The sequence below is a fragment of the Methylobacterium sp. 1973 genome, from assembly GCF_040545035.1.
Classification (GTDB): Bacteria; Pseudomonadota; Alphaproteobacteria; order Rhizobiales; family Beijerinckiaceae; genus Methylobacterium; species Methylobacterium fujisawaense.
The window spans coordinates 1-14,155 of sequence record NZ_JBEPLA010000025.1; the positions used below are offsets into that span (position 1 = coordinate 1).

Below are 14,155 nucleotides of genomic sequence, written 5' to 3' on the forward strand. Positions count from 1 at the left end.
AACCACCCCCCCCCCGCCCCCACCCCCCCGCCAGCCGCCGCAGGCGCCACCGGGTCGGGCGCCGCCCCCGCTCCCTGGCGCGCCATATTTGAACTGTTTACGCGCATGCCCGACCCTCCAGGCGATCGCGCATGCGCTTGAAACATCCCCCCCAATCCCCCCAATCCCCCCCAGATCCGGGCCGCATCTACTTCGGCGCGCCGCCGTCCGCCCGGTCCAGCAAGCGTGTCACGAGGTAGACGATAACGGCCGCGCCAACGAGCATCAGCGGCGCGCCCAGCGGCCACTAGAGCGGATCGCTAAGCATCGCGCCCCCGAACACCTAGCGCTGGGTTCGGATCAGGTTGTCCTTCAGCAGCCGGTCCGCATCGTCGCCCGCCTTCACGCGCTGACGGTCCGCCGCCTCGCGCTCGGCCACCATGCGGTCGATCCGGGCGGCGCTGCGCTTCGACAGGAGCAAGCTCGCGGCCGTGAGGCAGGCTGTTGCGACGGCGGCGGCGGAGATGGACAGCCAGAGTGCTTCGGTCATCTCAGCCGCTCCAGGGTCAGGTACGCCGCATAATGTAAGGCGACCGCGAGCAAGAACCAAACGACCATCAGAAGCAGGGTCGCGCCGGTCGGATGGACCGCGTCGCGGGAGACGCTCACGATCGGGGTGATGACACCAGCCACGATGAAGCCGGCCGCCACGGTGTTGAGCAGCGTCGCCCGGATCTTCGTCTGCTCGTTGTGGACGGTGATCTGCCGGGCGATCTCGGCGGGGGTCTCAGCCATCGGAATGCGATCCACCCCGCAGCCGCACGCCCGGCCCGCCGCCGTTGGCCGGGATGAACTCGACGCCGGCCGATTCGAGGGCAGCGATCACCGCCCGGACATTGTTCGGCATACCTGCCGCAGGGCCTTCGCTGGCCTCCATGCGCTTCAGGGTCGGCACGGAGATCGAGGCGGATGCCGCAAGCTCTGCTTGACCCATAGCCAGCAGCGAACGCGCGGCGGCGATCTGCCTGCCCGTCGCTGTATAATGATCTTTTTGGCTCATATCGATCCGAAGGTGTTGACTTCCGTCGCGCCGTGATCCATAAGTATCACGTCAACACGAAGGGTTCAACGCCATGTCCCTCCAGCGTAAGATCTCCTGGACCGCCGCCCTCCGCGATGTCCGCGCCGACCGCGCCGTTGTCGCCCCGGGCGTCGTCTCGGCCCGCGCGCTGATCCAGGGTCTCGCCCGCATCCGCCGTACCCGCCTCGTCACCCCGACAGGCGCGTTCGACCGGGCCGCCATCATGGCCGCTGCGGTCGAGGCCGCGAAGGCTCACCAGCTCCGCACGGGCGCCGCCTGGGGTGTCGCCATGTCGGTCGGCCTCACCGCCGCTTGGCAGGCCGCTCGCGCCGCCCGTGCCGCCATCGCTCACTGAGGAGGAGACCCGGCCGGCCGCGCGCCGGCTTGCACAAAGCCGGGCGAATGTCCGGGGAAATCTCACCCCAAACCTGGGGTCAATTCACCCCAGACTTTCGCCGACAGCGACGCCTACAAACGAAGCGGCCCCCGAAGGTGCTCGAACACCCCGGAGGCCATCACCGCCGAACCCCTTGGAGAAGAACGATGGCTGACCACGCCAATAGCACGCCCGCGCCCACCGCACACGGCCCCGTCACCGCCGCGATCCGCGCCGTCGCGTTGGAGCACGACCCCTCGCACACCACCGTGGTCTCGCTGGCCGCCGTACGCGCCCGCCGGATGCCGAGCTTCACCCCGCTCGACTTCAGCTTCCCGCTGTCCGACTCACTCTGGAGCGCGGTCTACCTCCGCACGGTCCGGTTCTCGGTGGAGTTCACGAACCTGTCCGGCCGCGAGGCAGTGAAGCGAGCGGCCCAGGCCCGTGCCGTCGCGCCCGGCGATTACGTCACGCACGCCCTCGGCGAGTTGGCCCTGGCCGTCGATCACTTCGAGGAGCTGACCGAACTCTGCCGGATCGCCCGTGGCCGCCTGATCGAGGCCGATGCCTGCGCGAAGCAGGCCGAGGGCGGGAGGGGCCGCCAGTGAGACGCGCCGTCACCCGCCGCGCAGACGCGCTCGCCTCGCCGATCGCCTTCCCGCGCAACATGCGCCGCCCGTCCCGCGCCGAAGTTGAGGCGATGGTCGAGGGCCTGATCGATTACCTCGACGCCCTCGACGGCGACGCGGATCTCAAGACTGAGGAGCCGGAGACCGGAGCCCGCGAGTGGTGCGGATCGGGCGCTCACCGCTTCGACGTGGGAGCCGCCGCATGAAGCCCGCTCCTCGCACGCTGCGCTTGGTCAGCGACAACACGTCCCCGGAGACCTGGGACGATCACCCGCAGAACGCCCTCGTGACCTTCACCCTACGGAAGTCGACGGTGGACGGCCGCATGGACGGTATCCGCAACCTTCTGGACGCGAACCGCAACATGATGCTGGCGCTCGACGCGGCGCGGTCCGGCAACGCAGAGGATGCGGAGAAGCGCATCCGGTTCGCGTTCATGGATCTGGCGTCCGCCAACGCGTTCGCCACGAAAGTCTACGAGGACGTTCAGCGCACGGCCTGCCGCGCCAAGCGCCGGGGAGGCCGCGCATGACGACGCGTCGCGCGCTCCTCGCGAGCCTCGCCGTACCGGCGGCGGTGGCCATCCATCAGATCCCCGCCCTCGGGGCAACCCATCAGGCCGCGAACCCGCACCCCGACGCGGCGCTCCTTAGTCTGGAGCGGCGCTGGCTTCCGGCCAATGCCGCTTACGAGGCGGCCTGCGACGTGGAAATGGCCCTGGACGATTACTGCCCGCCCCTCCCGGAGGCTCTTTTTCTGAGGCAAGGCGATCATGCTCTCGGCCTCGGCAAGTATGCCACCGGTCGGGGAGACGGCGATGAGGACGACCGACCACGCTACTGTCACGAGGGGGGTAAGACCGAGCTGCGCGGATGGCGGCGGCGCCACTGGAAGTGGGAGCGGCAGCCCGGCGTTGGGGAAGACGGCACGCCGGATGGCACGATGATCGAGCGCCGGGTCCCGTGGCTGGAGGCCCAAGCTCGCGCCGACGAGATCGCGGCGGCGTGGGACCGCTGGACGACGGAAGAGAAGGCAGCGCGCGAGACCAGCGGCTACGCTGCGGCGGCGCGCGAGGCTCGGCGTCTCGGGACGGTCGTCGGCAAGATTGAGCGCGAGATTGAGGACGCGACACCCTCGACGCTGGAAGGTCTCGCCGTGAAGGCTCGACACATCCAGCGAGCGACCCAGCGCGGGGATGAGGTCGCGGACGCTGCGGCGCTGATCGTGCGCGATATCCTCGTCTTGGCGGGAGGCGTCGCGTGACAGCCCCCGCCCTCGCTTCCTCGCCCGTCGTCGCCGTCATCGACGGTACGGCGGTCGCCGACAGCCGGGACGTGGCGGCGCTGTTCGAAAAGAACCACCGCGACGTGCTCCGGTCCATCGACGCCCTGCTCTCCTCGGGCGTCGCCCTACCCCCGCGCAGTTTTGCGCAGGGGGTCTACACGAGGCCGGATACCGGGCAGCAGCAGCACCGTCGCTTCCTGATGGACCGGGACGGCTTCGCTCTGCTCGCCATGGGGTTCACAGGCGCCAGGGCGCTCGGGTTCAAGCTGGCCTACATCGCCGCGTTCAACGCGATGGAGGCCGGGCTACGTGGGTCGGCCCGGATCGACGTTCGCGACCCCGGCCAGCTCGCCCTCATCGCCGGCCAGCTCGTGGAGTTGAACCGCGAGCTGACGGCGCGGGCCGAAGCGGCGGAGCGTACGGTGGAGGCGGCGGCGCCGAAGCTCGCCTTCGTCGACCGGTTCGTCGCGGCCGACGGCCTGTACGGGCTCCAGAACGCGGCCCGAGCCCTCGGGCAACCGCCCAACGGGTTCATCGACCGGCTCAAGCGGGACGTGCTGTTCTACCAGGGCGGCAGCCTCGTCCCACGCGCGCTGTTCGCCAACCGCGGCCTGTTCATCGTCAAGCCGGTGCTGAACGGCGAGAAGGCGCGCTACCAGACCTTCGTCACGGCGAAGGGGCTACACTGGCTCGCCGACCGGCTGCGGACGCCCGCCCTGCCGACGCCCTCGCCCGGCGACCTGTTCGCAGCCGGGGTCGCGGGGTGACGTACGAGGAGTACATCGCCTCCCCGACCTGGGCGCGGCTGCGCTCGGAAGCCCTGATCCGCGACGGCTTCCGCTGTCGGGGCTGCGGGACGACCGAGCGCCTAGAGGTCCATCACATCCGGTACGGCGACCCGCTGGGTTCCGAGACCGTCGAGGATCTGACGACGCTGTGTGGCGGCTCTGACGGCTGCCACCACGCCATCACCGAAACCATCCGGCGCCGCCGCTACTCCGCTCGCGCCTACCCCATCACCCCGTCCGCGCGCCTCGCGCCGGGCATCCCCGAGGCTCGTCATGTCGAACGGCTACCAACGCCTGCGCTTCAAGCTCACGTCCGTCAGTCCCCTGGTCATGCACAACGGTCGGTTGGCGAACCCGCTGGACCCGATGTCAAAGGCGCTGAAGGCCGTCTCGGGCAAGCGGGCCAAGACCGACGCTGATTTCGAGGAGCTGGCCCGGATCGAGTTCCTGGGCGGCCTCTACATTGGCGAGGATGGCCCGTGCATCCCCGGAGAACTGATCGAGGCGACGTTGATCGCGGCGGCAAAGAAGTCGAAGCGCGGGCCGGCCGCGAAGGCCGGGCTGCTCTCGGACGGGAATCACCGGCTCGTCTACGATGGGCCGCGGGCGCCGGATGAGCTGTGGAGCAATGAGCGCTTCCGCCTCGTGGCGGGCGTGCGGGTCGGACAGGCCCGCGTGATGAGGACGCGACCGATTTTCCGGGATTGGTCGGCAGAGATCTTCGTGGACTTCCTACCGGGTCAGTTGAATCCGGCGGAGGTCGCGGGGATGATCCGGACAGCAGGCGAGGTCGTCGGTCTCGGCGACTGGCGTCCGCGGTTCGGACGGTTCACGGCGGAAACGCTGTGAGCGTGGCGAGGGCATAATCCTCGCAGGGCCCGGCTAGGTCTGGCTCGGCGTGGCGTGCTCCGGTCCGGTATGGTCCGGCGCGGTGAGGATGGGCGGCGGGCTACTGCTCGCCGCCGACTGCCAGCTTCTCAGGGCGAGGCACGGCGCCGCTTGGCAAGCTCAGGCGCGGTATGGTCAGGCAAGGCGGAACGGGAGGTCTCAGGGCCTCCCGTTTTCATTTGACCCGACGGGCGAACTAGGGGAAATCACGAACGTCGCGAGAGTTGTGACCTAAAGCGCCGCGACCGCAGATCAGCGCAAGGGGCCGCCGATCAAATCTCTCACGCCGACGCTGCGGAAATGCTGGCGCTGGGCCGGGCACCAAGTCGCGGCACCCTGATTTAAAGCGGCTGGCTGGATCTCGCCGTCCATCGCGTCGATTGCCTGCTTTGCCTGCTGCTGACCAAACCGATTGATGATATCGTTGAGCAGTGCCTTTGCTATCTCGTCCGCCTTAATCTTGTCCACGAGATAGAACTGCGAGCAAAAACGTTCAACGACACTTAGTCGGACGATTGCGCGTGCAGTGCGATTGAGTCGCTGCTCTGGCGTGCCGGCCCTCGCCGCGACCGGTAAGGCGGCGGCGAACAGGACGAGCGTTAGGACGATCTCGGGCCAGCGGCGCATCGGCATCACTCCTCAACCGCGCGCGGCGGTATGATGAAGCACGGTTCAATACCTTCGTAGTCTCCATTATAGTCGTGCGCAAAATTTGCGTGCTCCAAAACTCTCCTCACAATTCCATCGGGGTCATTCCGGACATGGAACGGCCCCGGCATCGTCGGACCGCCGATATAATTCTCTATTCGCAATTCACTTTTTAATCCGAGGGATTTAAAGAAATCCACAAATTGGGTCGCAAAGTAATTCGTCTCCGGACTACCTTCGGAAATTACGTCAATCTCTTTGCGGCTTGGCTCGCGATCCAACGCTTCTCGGAGGAGCTGCATTTGCTCATTCGTCAATCTCCGCGGCGCTAGTCGCGCTTCAAGCTGCGCTCTAGCAAGATCCGCTTGGCTCGCCCGCTCATTGGCTTTTGCCGCAGCTTCGTTGGCTAGCCCTGCCCGCTCGTCCGCGCGTGCGGCATCGGCTCGTGCCGTTTCCGCGGTCGCGTTTGCCCTGGACGTATCGGCGTCCGCCTTACGTTGCGTCTCGTCACTGATGTAGTACGAAATGACGGACGATCCGAACGACGCAGCTACGGCTATCGCACCTGAGCCAGCTGCTATGGCCCACAGCCAGAACACGACAGTCTGCCAGAACTGAAGCGAGAAGCCCCACAGCATGACCGCCCCCTTAGTAGCTCTGGCGATCGGGCTGCTCATGTGGGCAGCAATATCCGCAGGGATGCTCTGGTTTGCGGTGCATCACACTCGGAAACTGCGAAAGGCTCGTCGAGAGCGCTGAGGCGCTATTGGGCTTCCGCAGATCTTGCCGCATATTGTCATCATCCATCGGTAGCTTCGCACCTCCGAGGATGACCGGGCCGGGCCGCTTTCACAAGCGCCCGGCCCAAATTGCATCTGACTTGACCCGACGGGCGAAACGCCCGAAACCACCACCGTCGCGAGCGCTGTGCGCCCGCCCCTGATAGGCCCGCCACCGCGCGGGCCTTTTGCGTTTCTGCCCCCGCCCTCAGCTCGATCCGCCCCGTGCCGGCCTCGCCGCGCGCGTCGCTGTCGCGCGCCCCTCGCGGAGACCATCCTATGATTCCGCACCATTGGCGCCGGACGCCCGCTGACAACGGGCTGTCGGACCCGAACGCCGACGTCCGTCCCGGCCGCTTCGCCAACACGCTGCTCGGCGCGATCCGCGGCCTAATGGCGACCGGTGCAGCGGCACGCGACGACGCGATCGGCGAGCTCGTCGCGGTGCTGGGCGCGAACAACGCCTATGCCGCCTACTCGAACGAGGGACTGATCGACATCCAGACCGGCATCAACAACGTGCCGAAGGCGATCACCGCGCCGTTCCTGCTGCGGCTCTCGTTCGACACGACGCTGGCAGGCTCGGCCACGAACGTCCCGCACCTGACGGTCGACGGGTTCGACTGCGGGCCGATCCTGCGCCGCGACGGCTCGGCTCTCGCCGACGGCGATCTCGTGAAGGGCATCCCGGTCCTGCTGCTGGGCGAGATGGCGGCCGCGACCGACACGAAGGTCACTCAGGTGCGCCTGCTCGACCTGACCCCGGGCGAGATCAAGGCCCTGGCCCCGTCCGGCGTGCCGATGGGAACGATCATCTACATGCCCTGCGGCGGCTCCGTCCTGCCGACCGGGTACCTCCTGGCCAACGGCGCGCTGATCTCGCGGACGACCTACGCGGCTCTCTGGGCCTACGTGCAGGCGACTAGCTTCAACGTCACCGAGGCGGACTGGCCGAACAACCCGGCCGCGTTCTCGCAGGGCGACGGGGCGACCACGTTCCGGCTGCCGGATCTCCGGGGCGTGTTCCTGCGCGGCCTCGACCTCGGCCGCGGCATCGACCCGAACCGCAGCGCCGCTCAGATCCAGGCCGGCCAGATCCAGTCGCACCAGCACCAGACCGTGACCGACGGCGGCCTGCTCTTCCTCGGCGGCGGGGTCCAGTACTTCCAGAACGGCATCGGGCAGGCGAGCTACGCCAGCCAGTTCGCCACCGGCTTCGCGGGCGGCAGCGAGACGCGCCCGATCAACGCCGCCTACCCCGCCCTGATCCGCGCCTACTGAGGAGGGCCGGATGGCCGACCTGACCCGCTACAGCTACGACCGGGAGACCGGCGCCTTCAACGGCCTCGTCGAGGCGACCGCGTCTCCGCTGGAGCCGGGCGTGCTTCTCGAGCCGGCGTTCTCGACGCCGACCCCGCCGCCAGAGGTCGCCGCCCTGCAGGTCGCGGTCTGGGCCGGCGTGTCGTGGAAGGTCGTCACCGACCACCGCGGCGAGACGTGGTACCGGGATCGCGAGGCGGTGCTGATCGTCGACCTGGGCGACCCGGCCGACCTCGGGCTGACTGCCGCGCCGGCGCCGCTCCCGCCGCCGCCCCCGCCCTCGTCCTGCTCCAAGCTCGGGCTGAAGCGCGCCTTCACCGAGAAGGGGCTGTGGCCGACCGTGAAGGCGATGATCGCCTCGGACGAGGACATGCAGGAGGACTGGGATCTCGCCGTCGAGCTGCGGATCACGGACCCGATCGTGAAGAAGGCGGTCGCCGGCCTGGCGCTGCTCGGGACCGCGCTCACGCCCGATGACGTCCAGGCGCTCGTGACGCGGGCGAACGAACTGGTCGCCTAAGGTCCCCTCCTAAGCTCCACCCTCAAGGAATCCTGATGCTCCTGCGCTCCTCGGCGCGGGCCGCCCTCGCGTGCCTCGCGCTCGCGGGATCGGTCCCCTGCGCCCATGCCGAAGTCGCCTCTTGGTACGGGCCCGGCTTCCACGGGCGGCGCGCCGCCGACGGATCGCGCTTCGATCAGGATGCGCTCACCGCCGCGCACAAGACGCTGCCGTTCGGGACCCGCGTGCGGGTCACCTGCGCCGCCACGGGCCGCTCGGTCGTGGTCCGGATCACGGACCGCGGCCCGTTCATCGCCGGCCGGGCGATCGATCTCTCGCGCGGCGCGGCCCGGGCCATCGGCCTGTCGGGCGTCGGCCGCGTCCACCTCGCCATCCTCGGCTGAACCGGAGACCATCATGGACGTCTCGCCCATCGGACGCGCCGCCCTGGAGGGGCGCGAAGGCACGCGGCTGACCGCCTACAAGGACAGCGTCGGCGTCTGGACGATCAGCACCGGGATCACGACCGCCTCCGGGCTGATCAAGGTCGTGCCGGGGCTGACGATCACGCCCGTTCAGTCCGACGCGCTCTTCGCCGCCGCGCTGGAGAAGTATGCGGCGCCGGTCCGCGCCGCCCTGGCCAAGCCAGTCCCGCAGCCGTTCTTCGATGCCTGCGTGAGCCTCGCCTACAACATCGGGCCGGTCGGCGTCGCGCACTCGACCGTGGTCCGCCGCGCCAATGCCGGCGACCTCGCGGGTGCCGTCGAGGCGTTCCTGATGTGGAACAAGCCCGCCGCGATCATCTCGCGCCGGCAGGGCGAGCGCGATCAGGCCGCCCTCGCCTCCTACACCGGCGCCAAGGTCTACGCGCGCCGCGGCGACCGCTCGCCGGTGAAGGCGATGGCCGGCACGCTCCCGGCGCCCGTGAGCGTCCCCGACCCGCTGGCGCCGATGACGGCCGCGAAGCCGCCGGCCGCCGCGCCGGCCCCGGTCGCCGAGCCCGGCTTCTGGTCGCGCCTGCACACCCTCCTCTCTCGCAAAGCCAAGGTGGCCTGACATGCTCCGCGACCGCTCTCATCGGATCCGCTTCGGCCTGCTCCGCTGGTACGCGGCCGCGCGCGGCTACCGGATCTACGCGCTGGCCCTGATCCTGGCGGTGCCGGACATCCTGGATGCGCTGGCCGGTGTCGACTTCACGGTCCTGCTGCCGCCGGGCTGGGGCGCGAAGGCCGCCTCCATCCTGGCGATCCTGCGCGTCGTGCTGGGCATCGTGATCCGGCGCATGGCCATGATCGGACCGCCGCCCCCGGCCGCAGGTTCGCGCTGATGGGCGCCGTCCTCGCCATGGCCGGCAGCCTCCTCGTGAAGCTGTTCGGCTCCGGCATCGTCCAGGCGGTGCTCGCCTATCTCAACAAGCGCTCCGACAACGGGGTGCTGACGAACGCGCAGAACGTCACCGGCGACGTCACCGTCGCGCAGGCCCAGCTCACCGCCTACGTCGAGGAGCGCAAGGTGGTCGCGCAGGAGCGCGCCGAGCAGCACCTGTCGCCGTGGACGGCCTGGATGATCCCGACGGCGTTCGGGCTCTGCATGATCCACTTCGGCGCAATCGTCCTCGACAGCACCTTCCGGTTCAACTGGCAGGTCGCGAAGCTGCCGCCCCCCTACGACCAGATGGAATGGTCGATCGTCATGGCCGTCATCGGCGTCGCCGGCATCGCGCCGACCGTCCGCCGGATCTTCGGCAAGTAGCCCTCACCCTCCACCTCCCCCGCAGGGGGTAGGCCGCGAAAGACCGCCGCCATGGACACGTCCTTCCTGTCGCCCGGGCCGATCACCTGGGCGCAGCTCATCGCGCTCGCGCTTTTCCTGTTCTCGGTCGGCAAGGGCGTCGACTGGATCGTCGGGAAGCTGCGCACCGGCACGAAGGAGGCGGTCTCACCGCTCACGATCGACATGGCCGCGGCCAAGATCGAGATCCGGTCCCTCGACGAGAAGCTGAACGCCTTCAAGATCGAGGTGGCGCGAACCTACGTGACCGGCGACGTTATCACCCGCCTGGAACGGCGGATCGACGACATGGTCACCTCGGTGCGGGACGAGATGAAGGAGACGCGCGAGGCGATGCTGAAGGCCTTCATGCGGCGACCGCCCGACTGATCGGCCGTTGACATCCGTCAACACCCTGGGCGCCCTGGCTTCGGCCGGGGCGCTTTTCGTCGTTTCAGCCCCGCCGGCCCCCGCCGCGCGGCACTTTCTTTTGCGCTGCAGCGCAGTAGCTTTCTCGGCGGATCCGCTCGTTCTCAACACCCGAGGCTCGGATCTGGAAAGCCCGCCCGGTCCGCCGGCGCGGGCTTTTCTTTGCGCGCGATCAGCTTCACCGTAGCGTTGTATTCGACGCCACGGGGCACGCGGTGAAGTTCAGGTTGGTCGCTTTCGCCCTCTTCGCTATCACGGCAATGGTGCATAGCGGGGGCGCCGCAGCCCGTGAGTGCAAGATCTTCACGCCGGACGAGCTGAAGTCTGGCACCTACCAGAACATCGACGGCTGCGCCGTTCCGCGCCCGCAGGCGGCAAGTTGCCCACCACCGCGAGACGCGGTTTACCGCTGCAGCGATGGCGATTGGAGCTACGCGCAGCACCGTCGAGGTGCATGCTCACATCATGGCGGGGTCCGCTGCACCATTGGCCCGGGTCAGAGCTGCTGCCCGTAGGAATCCCAGCGCGGGATTGATCGGCAGCCGGCACGAGCACGGCTCGGTAACCGGTGCTCGACATCTTACCGCCGAGCCGCGTTGCGTATCGGCTCGGCTCTCACGCTGGTGAGATCGGACGCTCCCCCGCCCCGTGAGCAGATCGGGGCGGGGCCGAGCGGGCTTCACGGACGCCATCCACAAATGGCAGATCCCGGTGGGCACGCCGCATTTTCTGCTCGAGTTGGTCAGGTCGATGCGTTAGGGTCTCGGCATGAGACACGTCCCACCTCCTGCCACTGATCCTCTGCGGGTCTGCAGCCTGTTTAGCGGGATCGGTGGTTTTGAACTCGGCTTAGCGCGTGCAGGACATTCGACGATCATGATGTGTGAGGCGGATCCGTATGCGCGGGCCGTCCTAAACCAGCACTTCCCAGGTGTACCCGTCGACCCGGACGTCGTCGCCATGCGTGAGCTGCCCGACTGTGACCTGCTTACGGCCGGTTGGCCATGCCAGGACCTAAGTCAAGTTGGCGCCACCCGAGGAGCCGACGGCCCTCGATCCGGCCTTGTCTCGCATGTCTTTCGTTTAATTGCGGCCTCGCGCCGTCGACCGCGCTATGTGTTGCTGGAGAATGTCGCGTTCGCACTTGATCTTCAGGCGGGGCAGGCAGTTCATCGGGTGATCACAGAGCTGGAATCACTGGGCTATAGCTGGGCGTACCGAATTCTCGACACGCGATCTTTTGGACTACCGCAGCGCCGCCGCCGGCTTTTTGTGCTTGCAGCTCTCGATGCGGATCCGGCGGCCATATTGATGGATGGGATTGATACCATTCCGCAGGGAATTCCGTCGGACCCAACGATGATCGGCTTTTACTGGACCGAAGGGACGAGCGGAGTCGGCTGGTCACCCGATGCTGTGCCACCACTGAAAGGAGGTTCGGGCGTTGGCATCCCGTCACCACCAGCCGTGTGGGAGCGACAGACAGGGCGGTTCATAACCCCGGGCATTGAAGACGCAGAACGCCTTCAGGGCTTTACCGCAGGCTGGACAAGGCCAGCGGCTTCATTAACTCGGGGAGAGCGCCGTCGCTGGATGCTGGTTGGAAATGCAGTCAGCGTTCCTGTGGCTGAGTGGCTGGGGCAACGCATGGCACAGCCAACTGGGGGCGGAAGGCAACTCGACCCAATTGGCACAATAACCGGCCGCCCTAAGACTCCACGCGCGGCTGCGGGCGGAGTCGGCCAGAAAATTAGGTTATACAATTCTTATAATGAAGGGCCCAGCATCCCTCTATCTCTAACGCTGAGCGATTTCAAAATACAAAACTCCGCGCCTCTATCTAATCGAGCACTAAGTGGATTTGCTCGACGCTATAGAACCGGCTCTCTGAAACAAAACCGCGAATTTCTCGATGCGCTTACCGTCGCGGAGGGCCATACGACCTGAGGTAAGATTTTGACTCTCTATATCTTTCAATTGCATCGAGATAAGACACCATAAACTGCTCAACTCGACCGACAATTTCAAGCAAATCATCGGCCGTGACCGTATTGCCCACGTTCTCGAACTCCTCAAAGCCGTGCGAGAGATTGTTGCGCCGAATACGTATATTCTCCAGATCATTGCCGCCGAGTGTGCGAGGGGGGGCGGTCCAGCGGAGCCCCAAGGCGGACTTAAGCCGGAAGGCAGCCTCAGTTCCGAAATTGCCTCCCGCCGGCATTCGATTTAGATGTTCTTGAGGCCAAACAACAAAACCGTCTACTATCGTTATCATGTCTCTGATAACGCCGCTGTGATTGGTGCCGTCTTGCATTTTATCGAGGAATTTTGACTGTATAGTATCGACTTGCCAAAAATCTTCAACTTCAACAAAGTGTTTATACGAAGTTGAAATTTCCTCTCTTACGGAATAGAGAGCGGATCTGACCGACGATTCTATGGCATTATACATCATGACATACGATGCCGCTCGTGCCGACGCGACCATCGTGCCCAATTCGACTGACGGTCGTTTGTTTTTGCTCTGCTGCCTTTCTGCCTTCTTTATTGATCGAAGCATCACGGTGACTTGACCGATGCGAGACCGAAACAGAGCTGTAGAAGTCATAGATTTTCCAGCAGCCTGTCCCGAACATATTCGACCCTCGCGCGAAGTTTAGGTCCGCTATTACTCGCGTCAGTCCGAGTTAACGCTGTGAAATCTGCGCTTTCAAGCCAGCCAAGATCCTCAGGATCTAATTCGGGATTAATGCGCAGCGCTAAGCATGCGCCTATAGCGATAGCTTCGAAGCGAACTCGTGGAACTTGCGAACGTCGTTCGTCACGAAAAAATGCCCGTGGCATGTAATGATCTATAAATGCCATAACCTCATCGAATTCGTTCGACATCCTTGCTGTCGTGACTTCGTCAATAACCCTATTGTAATGCATAAATTTTGCGTCGAGAAATTTTCTTACATCATGGCGAAACTCAAGATAATTGTCGCTATAAATAAAAAATCTCGTTACAAGTTCTTGTCTTTCGCTTTCAGCATTGCGATTGCCTCGCGTGCCGACGCCCGGCGCAAGCTGCTTGAATGTTTCCCGATTTGCGCAATCGATAACAAGATCGAGGAAGGGTCCCTGGTACGCTCCCTTTCTGATTTCAGCCTCGGAGAGCTGCTTTGATGTCGTGTTTATTCTCCGAAAGAGCTCAATGCGGGTTCTTTCGTCTGTTCCTTCCTCCAGCACGAACGACCTTATCGGGCTATTTAAAAGTCTTTTGGTAATAATCTTTGGTATTTCGTCATAATACAACCCGTTAAGAACATCCAATTTTTCGAGTCCAGTAAGCTTAAAGCCATTGTTCATGAATTCTGCTAGCGATCTTATTCTTTGAGATCCATCGACAATTTCCAATCTTCCTTGAGTTTCGTAGAAGAAAATTGGTGGGATTGGAACGCGCAAGATCAGACTTTCGATAAAATAGGATCTATTCTCAACACCCCATTGAAGGGTGCGCTGATAATTAGGTACGTAAATATCGCCTTCTTCTGCGTGTTCTTCGGGCTTCAACTTTCTGATCAAGGTCTCGACGGGATAGTCGGTCACAAGGTATCGGACATCTCTCCGCGCGCGATCAACCGCGTCCAGGATCTCGCTGCTTTCAAAGTCGTTCTGAGGCATTGTGTATCCAGCGTCTTTG

At 65.1% G+C, this 14,155-nt stretch carries 23 protein-coding genes; 16 read left to right on the forward strand and 7 right to left on the reverse strand.

What is annotated here, in order from left to right; all coding sequences use genetic code 11:
• Positions 1–322: 322 nt before the first annotated feature.
• Genes ABIC70_RS27210 through ABIC70_RS27220 form a run of 3 tightly spaced genes read right to left on the reverse strand, consistent with a single transcriptional unit; the run spans position 323 to position 1,039 of the window.
• A complete protein-coding gene (locus ABIC70_RS27210; protein WP_182592078.1) occupies positions 323–529 on the reverse strand; it encodes a hypothetical protein in 207 nt (68 codons plus the stop codon).
• The gene (locus ABIC70_RS27215) at positions 526–774 is read right to left on the reverse strand and encodes a hypothetical protein (protein ID WP_182592079.1); all 249 of its coding nucleotides are present in this window, start codon (positions 772–774) and stop codon (positions 526–528) included. Before ABIC70_RS27215 ends, ABIC70_RS27210 begins: the two co-directional genes overlap by 4 nt.
• On the reverse strand, positions 767–1,039 hold the full coding sequence (locus ABIC70_RS27220) for a helix-turn-helix domain-containing protein (RefSeq protein ID WP_182592080.1): 273 nt from the start codon (positions 1,037–1,039) through the stop codon (positions 767–769). Before ABIC70_RS27220 ends, ABIC70_RS27215 begins: the two co-directional genes overlap by 8 nt.
• A gap of 73 nt (positions 1,040–1,112) precedes the next feature.
• Here ABIC70_RS27220 and ABIC70_RS27225 point away from each other — a divergent pair, with 73 nt between their 5' ends.
• From ABIC70_RS27225 to ABIC70_RS27255, 7 genes are all read left to right on the forward strand, one after another.
• Complete coding sequence (locus tag ABIC70_RS27225) at positions 1,113–1,415, forward strand: hypothetical protein (RefSeq protein ID WP_354442189.1); 303 nt, start codon at positions 1,113–1,115, stop codon at positions 1,413–1,415.
• Positions 1,416–1,603: 188 nt separating this feature from the next.
• Positions 1,604–2,044, forward strand: coding sequence for a hypothetical protein (locus ABIC70_RS27230; RefSeq protein ID WP_354442191.1), 441 nt, complete (start codon positions 1,604–1,606; stop codon positions 2,042–2,044).
• Entirely contained in the window at positions 2,041–2,271 is a 231-nt protein-coding gene (locus tag ABIC70_RS27235; RefSeq protein ID WP_354442193.1) for a hypothetical protein, read from the forward strand. The genes ABIC70_RS27230 and ABIC70_RS27235 overlap by 4 nt, the downstream gene beginning before the upstream one ends.
• Positions 2,268–2,597 (forward strand): hypothetical protein, encoded by a 330-nt coding sequence (locus tag ABIC70_RS27240; RefSeq protein ID WP_354442195.1) that lies wholly within the window; start codon positions 2,268–2,270, stop codon positions 2,595–2,597. Before ABIC70_RS27235 ends, ABIC70_RS27240 begins: the two co-directional genes overlap by 4 nt.
• Positions 2,594–3,328 (forward strand): hypothetical protein, encoded by a 735-nt coding sequence (locus ABIC70_RS27245; protein WP_354442197.1) that lies wholly within the window; start codon positions 2,594–2,596, stop codon positions 3,326–3,328. The genes ABIC70_RS27240 and ABIC70_RS27245 overlap by 4 nt, the downstream gene beginning before the upstream one ends.
• A complete protein-coding gene (locus ABIC70_RS27250) occupies positions 3,325–4,116 on the forward strand; it encodes a Rha family transcriptional regulator (protein WP_354442199.1) in 792 nt (263 codons plus the stop codon). The genes ABIC70_RS27245 and ABIC70_RS27250 overlap by 4 nt, the downstream gene beginning before the upstream one ends.
• 294 nt (positions 4,117–4,410) lie before the next feature.
• Entirely contained in the window at positions 4,411–4,986 is a 576-nt protein-coding gene (locus ABIC70_RS27255) for a hypothetical protein (RefSeq protein ID WP_354442201.1), read from the forward strand.
• 291 nt (positions 4,987–5,277) lie between these two features.
• Here ABIC70_RS27255 and ABIC70_RS27260 read toward each other — a convergent pair whose 3' ends face one another.
• Together ABIC70_RS27260 and ABIC70_RS27265 are read right to left on the reverse strand one after the other, a co-directional pair.
• A complete protein-coding gene (locus ABIC70_RS27260) occupies positions 5,278–5,652 on the reverse strand; it encodes a hypothetical protein (RefSeq protein ID WP_354442203.1) in 375 nt (124 codons plus the stop codon).
• A gap of 5 nt (positions 5,653–5,657) precedes the next feature.
• Positions 5,658–6,350 carry a hypothetical protein gene (locus ABIC70_RS27265; RefSeq protein WP_354442205.1) on the reverse strand — a complete coding sequence of 231 codons (693 nt, stop codon included), beginning with the start codon at positions 6,348–6,350 and terminating at the stop codon, positions 5,658–5,660.
• A gap of 381 nt (positions 6,351–6,731) precedes the next feature.
• Here ABIC70_RS27265 and ABIC70_RS27270 point away from each other — a divergent pair, with 381 nt between their 5' ends.
• The 9 genes from ABIC70_RS27270 to ABIC70_RS27310 all read left to right on the forward strand — a co-directional run bounded on the left by ABIC70_RS27270 (position 6,732) and on the right by ABIC70_RS27310 (position 12,417).
• Entirely contained in the window at positions 6,732–7,733 is a 1,002-nt protein-coding gene (locus ABIC70_RS27270) for a phage tail protein (RefSeq protein WP_354442207.1), read from the forward strand.
• A gap of 10 nt (positions 7,734–7,743) precedes the next feature.
• Entirely contained in the window at positions 7,744–8,292 is a 549-nt protein-coding gene (locus tag ABIC70_RS27275) for a hypothetical protein (protein ID WP_354442209.1), read from the forward strand.
• Between the two features lie 35 nt (positions 8,293–8,327).
• Entirely contained in the window at positions 8,328–8,675 is a 348-nt protein-coding gene (locus ABIC70_RS27280) for a septal ring lytic transglycosylase RlpA family protein (protein ID WP_354442210.1), read from the forward strand.
• Between the two features lie 13 nt (positions 8,676–8,688).
• Entirely contained in the window at positions 8,689–9,327 is a 639-nt protein-coding gene (locus tag ABIC70_RS27285) for a lysozyme (protein ID WP_354442212.1), read from the forward strand.
• Position 9,328: 1 nt separating this feature from the next.
• Entirely contained in the window at positions 9,329–9,598 is a 270-nt protein-coding gene (locus tag ABIC70_RS27290; RefSeq protein ID WP_354442214.1) for a hypothetical protein, read from the forward strand.
• Positions 9,598–10,023 carry a hypothetical protein gene (locus tag ABIC70_RS27295; RefSeq protein WP_354442216.1) on the forward strand — a complete coding sequence of 142 codons (426 nt, stop codon included), beginning with the start codon at positions 9,598–9,600 and terminating at the stop codon, positions 10,021–10,023. The genes ABIC70_RS27290 and ABIC70_RS27295 overlap by 1 nt, the downstream gene beginning before the upstream one ends.
• 51 nt (positions 10,024–10,074) lie before the next feature.
• Positions 10,075–10,431, forward strand: coding sequence for a hypothetical protein (locus tag ABIC70_RS27300; protein ID WP_354442218.1), 357 nt, complete (start codon positions 10,075–10,077; stop codon positions 10,429–10,431).
• A 299-nt stretch (positions 10,432–10,730) separates the two neighbouring features.
• The gene (locus ABIC70_RS27305; protein ID WP_502916051.1) at positions 10,731–10,985 is read left to right on the forward strand and encodes a DUF3761 domain-containing protein; all 255 of its coding nucleotides are present in this window, start codon (positions 10,731–10,733) and stop codon (positions 10,983–10,985) included.
• A gap of 253 nt (positions 10,986–11,238) precedes the next feature.
• Positions 11,239–12,417, forward strand: coding sequence for a DNA cytosine methyltransferase (locus tag ABIC70_RS27310; protein ID WP_354442222.1), 1,179 nt, complete (start codon positions 11,239–11,241; stop codon positions 12,415–12,417).
• Here ABIC70_RS27310 and ABIC70_RS27315 read toward each other — a convergent pair.
• Both ABIC70_RS27315 and ABIC70_RS27320 read right to left on the reverse strand, forming a co-directional pair.
• Positions 12,389–13,078, reverse strand: a complete 690-nt coding sequence (locus tag ABIC70_RS27315) for an MAE_28990/MAE_18760 family HEPN-like nuclease (RefSeq protein ID WP_354442224.1) — start codon at positions 13,076–13,078, stop codon at positions 12,389–12,391. The genes ABIC70_RS27310 and ABIC70_RS27315 overlap by 29 nt on opposite strands.
• Positions 13,075–14,136: a GmrSD restriction endonuclease domain-containing protein gene (locus ABIC70_RS27320; protein WP_354442226.1), complete on the reverse strand. Its 1,062-nt coding sequence runs from the start codon at positions 14,134–14,136 to the stop codon at positions 13,075–13,077. The genes ABIC70_RS27315 and ABIC70_RS27320 overlap by 4 nt, the downstream gene beginning before the upstream one ends.
• Positions 14,137–14,155: the final 19 nt, after the last annotated feature.

What these genes read in the sequence shown, in the direction of transcription:
- ABIC70_RS27230 (WP_354442191.1), top strand. Translation starts at nt 1,604, where the DNA reads ATGGCTGACCACGCCAATAGCACGCCCGCGCCCACCGCACACGGCCCC.
- ABIC70_RS27215 (WP_182592079.1), bottom strand. Translation starts at nt 774, where the DNA reads ATGGCTGAGACCCCCGCCGAGATCGCCCGGCAGATCACCGTCCACAAC.
- ABIC70_RS27285 (WP_354442212.1), top strand. Translation starts at nt 8,689, where the DNA reads ATGGACGTCTCGCCCATCGGACGCGCCGCCCTGGAGGGGCGCGAAGGC.
- ABIC70_RS27310 (WP_354442222.1), top strand. Translation starts at nt 11,239, where the DNA reads ATGAGACACGTCCCACCTCCTGCCACTGATCCTCTGCGGGTCTGCAGC.
- ABIC70_RS27290 (WP_354442214.1), top strand. Translation starts at nt 9,329, where the DNA reads ATGCTCCGCGACCGCTCTCATCGGATCCGCTTCGGCCTGCTCCGCTGG.
- ABIC70_RS27255 (WP_354442201.1), top strand. Translation starts at nt 4,411, where the DNA reads ATGTCGAACGGCTACCAACGCCTGCGCTTCAAGCTCACGTCCGTCAGT.
- ABIC70_RS27305 (WP_502916051.1), top strand. Translation starts at nt 10,731, where the DNA reads ATGGTGCATAGCGGGGGCGCCGCAGCCCGTGAGTGCAAGATCTTCACG.
- ABIC70_RS27320 (WP_354442226.1), bottom strand. Translation starts at nt 14,136, where the DNA reads ATGCCTCAGAACGACTTTGAAAGCAGCGAGATCCTGGACGCGGTTGAT.
- ABIC70_RS27300 (WP_354442218.1), top strand. Translation starts at nt 10,075, where the DNA reads ATGGACACGTCCTTCCTGTCGCCCGGGCCGATCACCTGGGCGCAGCTC.
- ABIC70_RS27280 (WP_354442210.1), top strand. Translation starts at nt 8,328, where the DNA reads ATGCTCCTGCGCTCCTCGGCGCGGGCCGCCCTCGCGTGCCTCGCGCTC.
- ABIC70_RS27295 (WP_354442216.1), top strand. Translation starts at nt 9,598, where the DNA reads ATGGGCGCCGTCCTCGCCATGGCCGGCAGCCTCCTCGTGAAGCTGTTC.
- ABIC70_RS27210 (WP_182592078.1), bottom strand. Translation starts at nt 529, where the DNA reads ATGACCGAAGCACTCTGGCTGTCCATCTCCGCCGCCGCCGTCGCAACA.
- ABIC70_RS27220 (WP_182592080.1), bottom strand. Translation starts at nt 1,039, where the DNA reads ATGAGCCAAAAAGATCATTATACAGCGACGGGCAGGCAGATCGCCGCC.
- ABIC70_RS27270 (WP_354442207.1), top strand. Translation starts at nt 6,732, where the DNA reads ATGATTCCGCACCATTGGCGCCGGACGCCCGCTGACAACGGGCTGTCG.
- ABIC70_RS27260 (WP_354442203.1), bottom strand. Translation starts at nt 5,652, where the DNA reads ATGCGCCGCTGGCCCGAGATCGTCCTAACGCTCGTCCTGTTCGCCGCC.
- ABIC70_RS27245 (WP_354442197.1), top strand. Translation starts at nt 2,594, where the DNA reads ATGACGACGCGTCGCGCGCTCCTCGCGAGCCTCGCCGTACCGGCGGCG.
- ABIC70_RS27315 (WP_354442224.1), bottom strand. Translation starts at nt 13,078, where the DNA reads ATGACTTCTACAGCTCTGTTTCGGTCTCGCATCGGTCAAGTCACCGTG.
- ABIC70_RS27240 (WP_354442195.1), top strand. Translation starts at nt 2,268, where the DNA reads ATGAAGCCCGCTCCTCGCACGCTGCGCTTGGTCAGCGACAACACGTCC.
- ABIC70_RS27265 (WP_354442205.1), bottom strand. Translation starts at nt 6,350, where the DNA reads ATGAGCAGCCCGATCGCCAGAGCTACTAAGGGGGCGGTCATGCTGTGG.
- ABIC70_RS27275 (WP_354442209.1), top strand. Translation starts at nt 7,744, where the DNA reads ATGGCCGACCTGACCCGCTACAGCTACGACCGGGAGACCGGCGCCTTC.
- ABIC70_RS27225 (WP_354442189.1), top strand. Translation starts at nt 1,113, where the DNA reads ATGTCCCTCCAGCGTAAGATCTCCTGGACCGCCGCCCTCCGCGATGTC.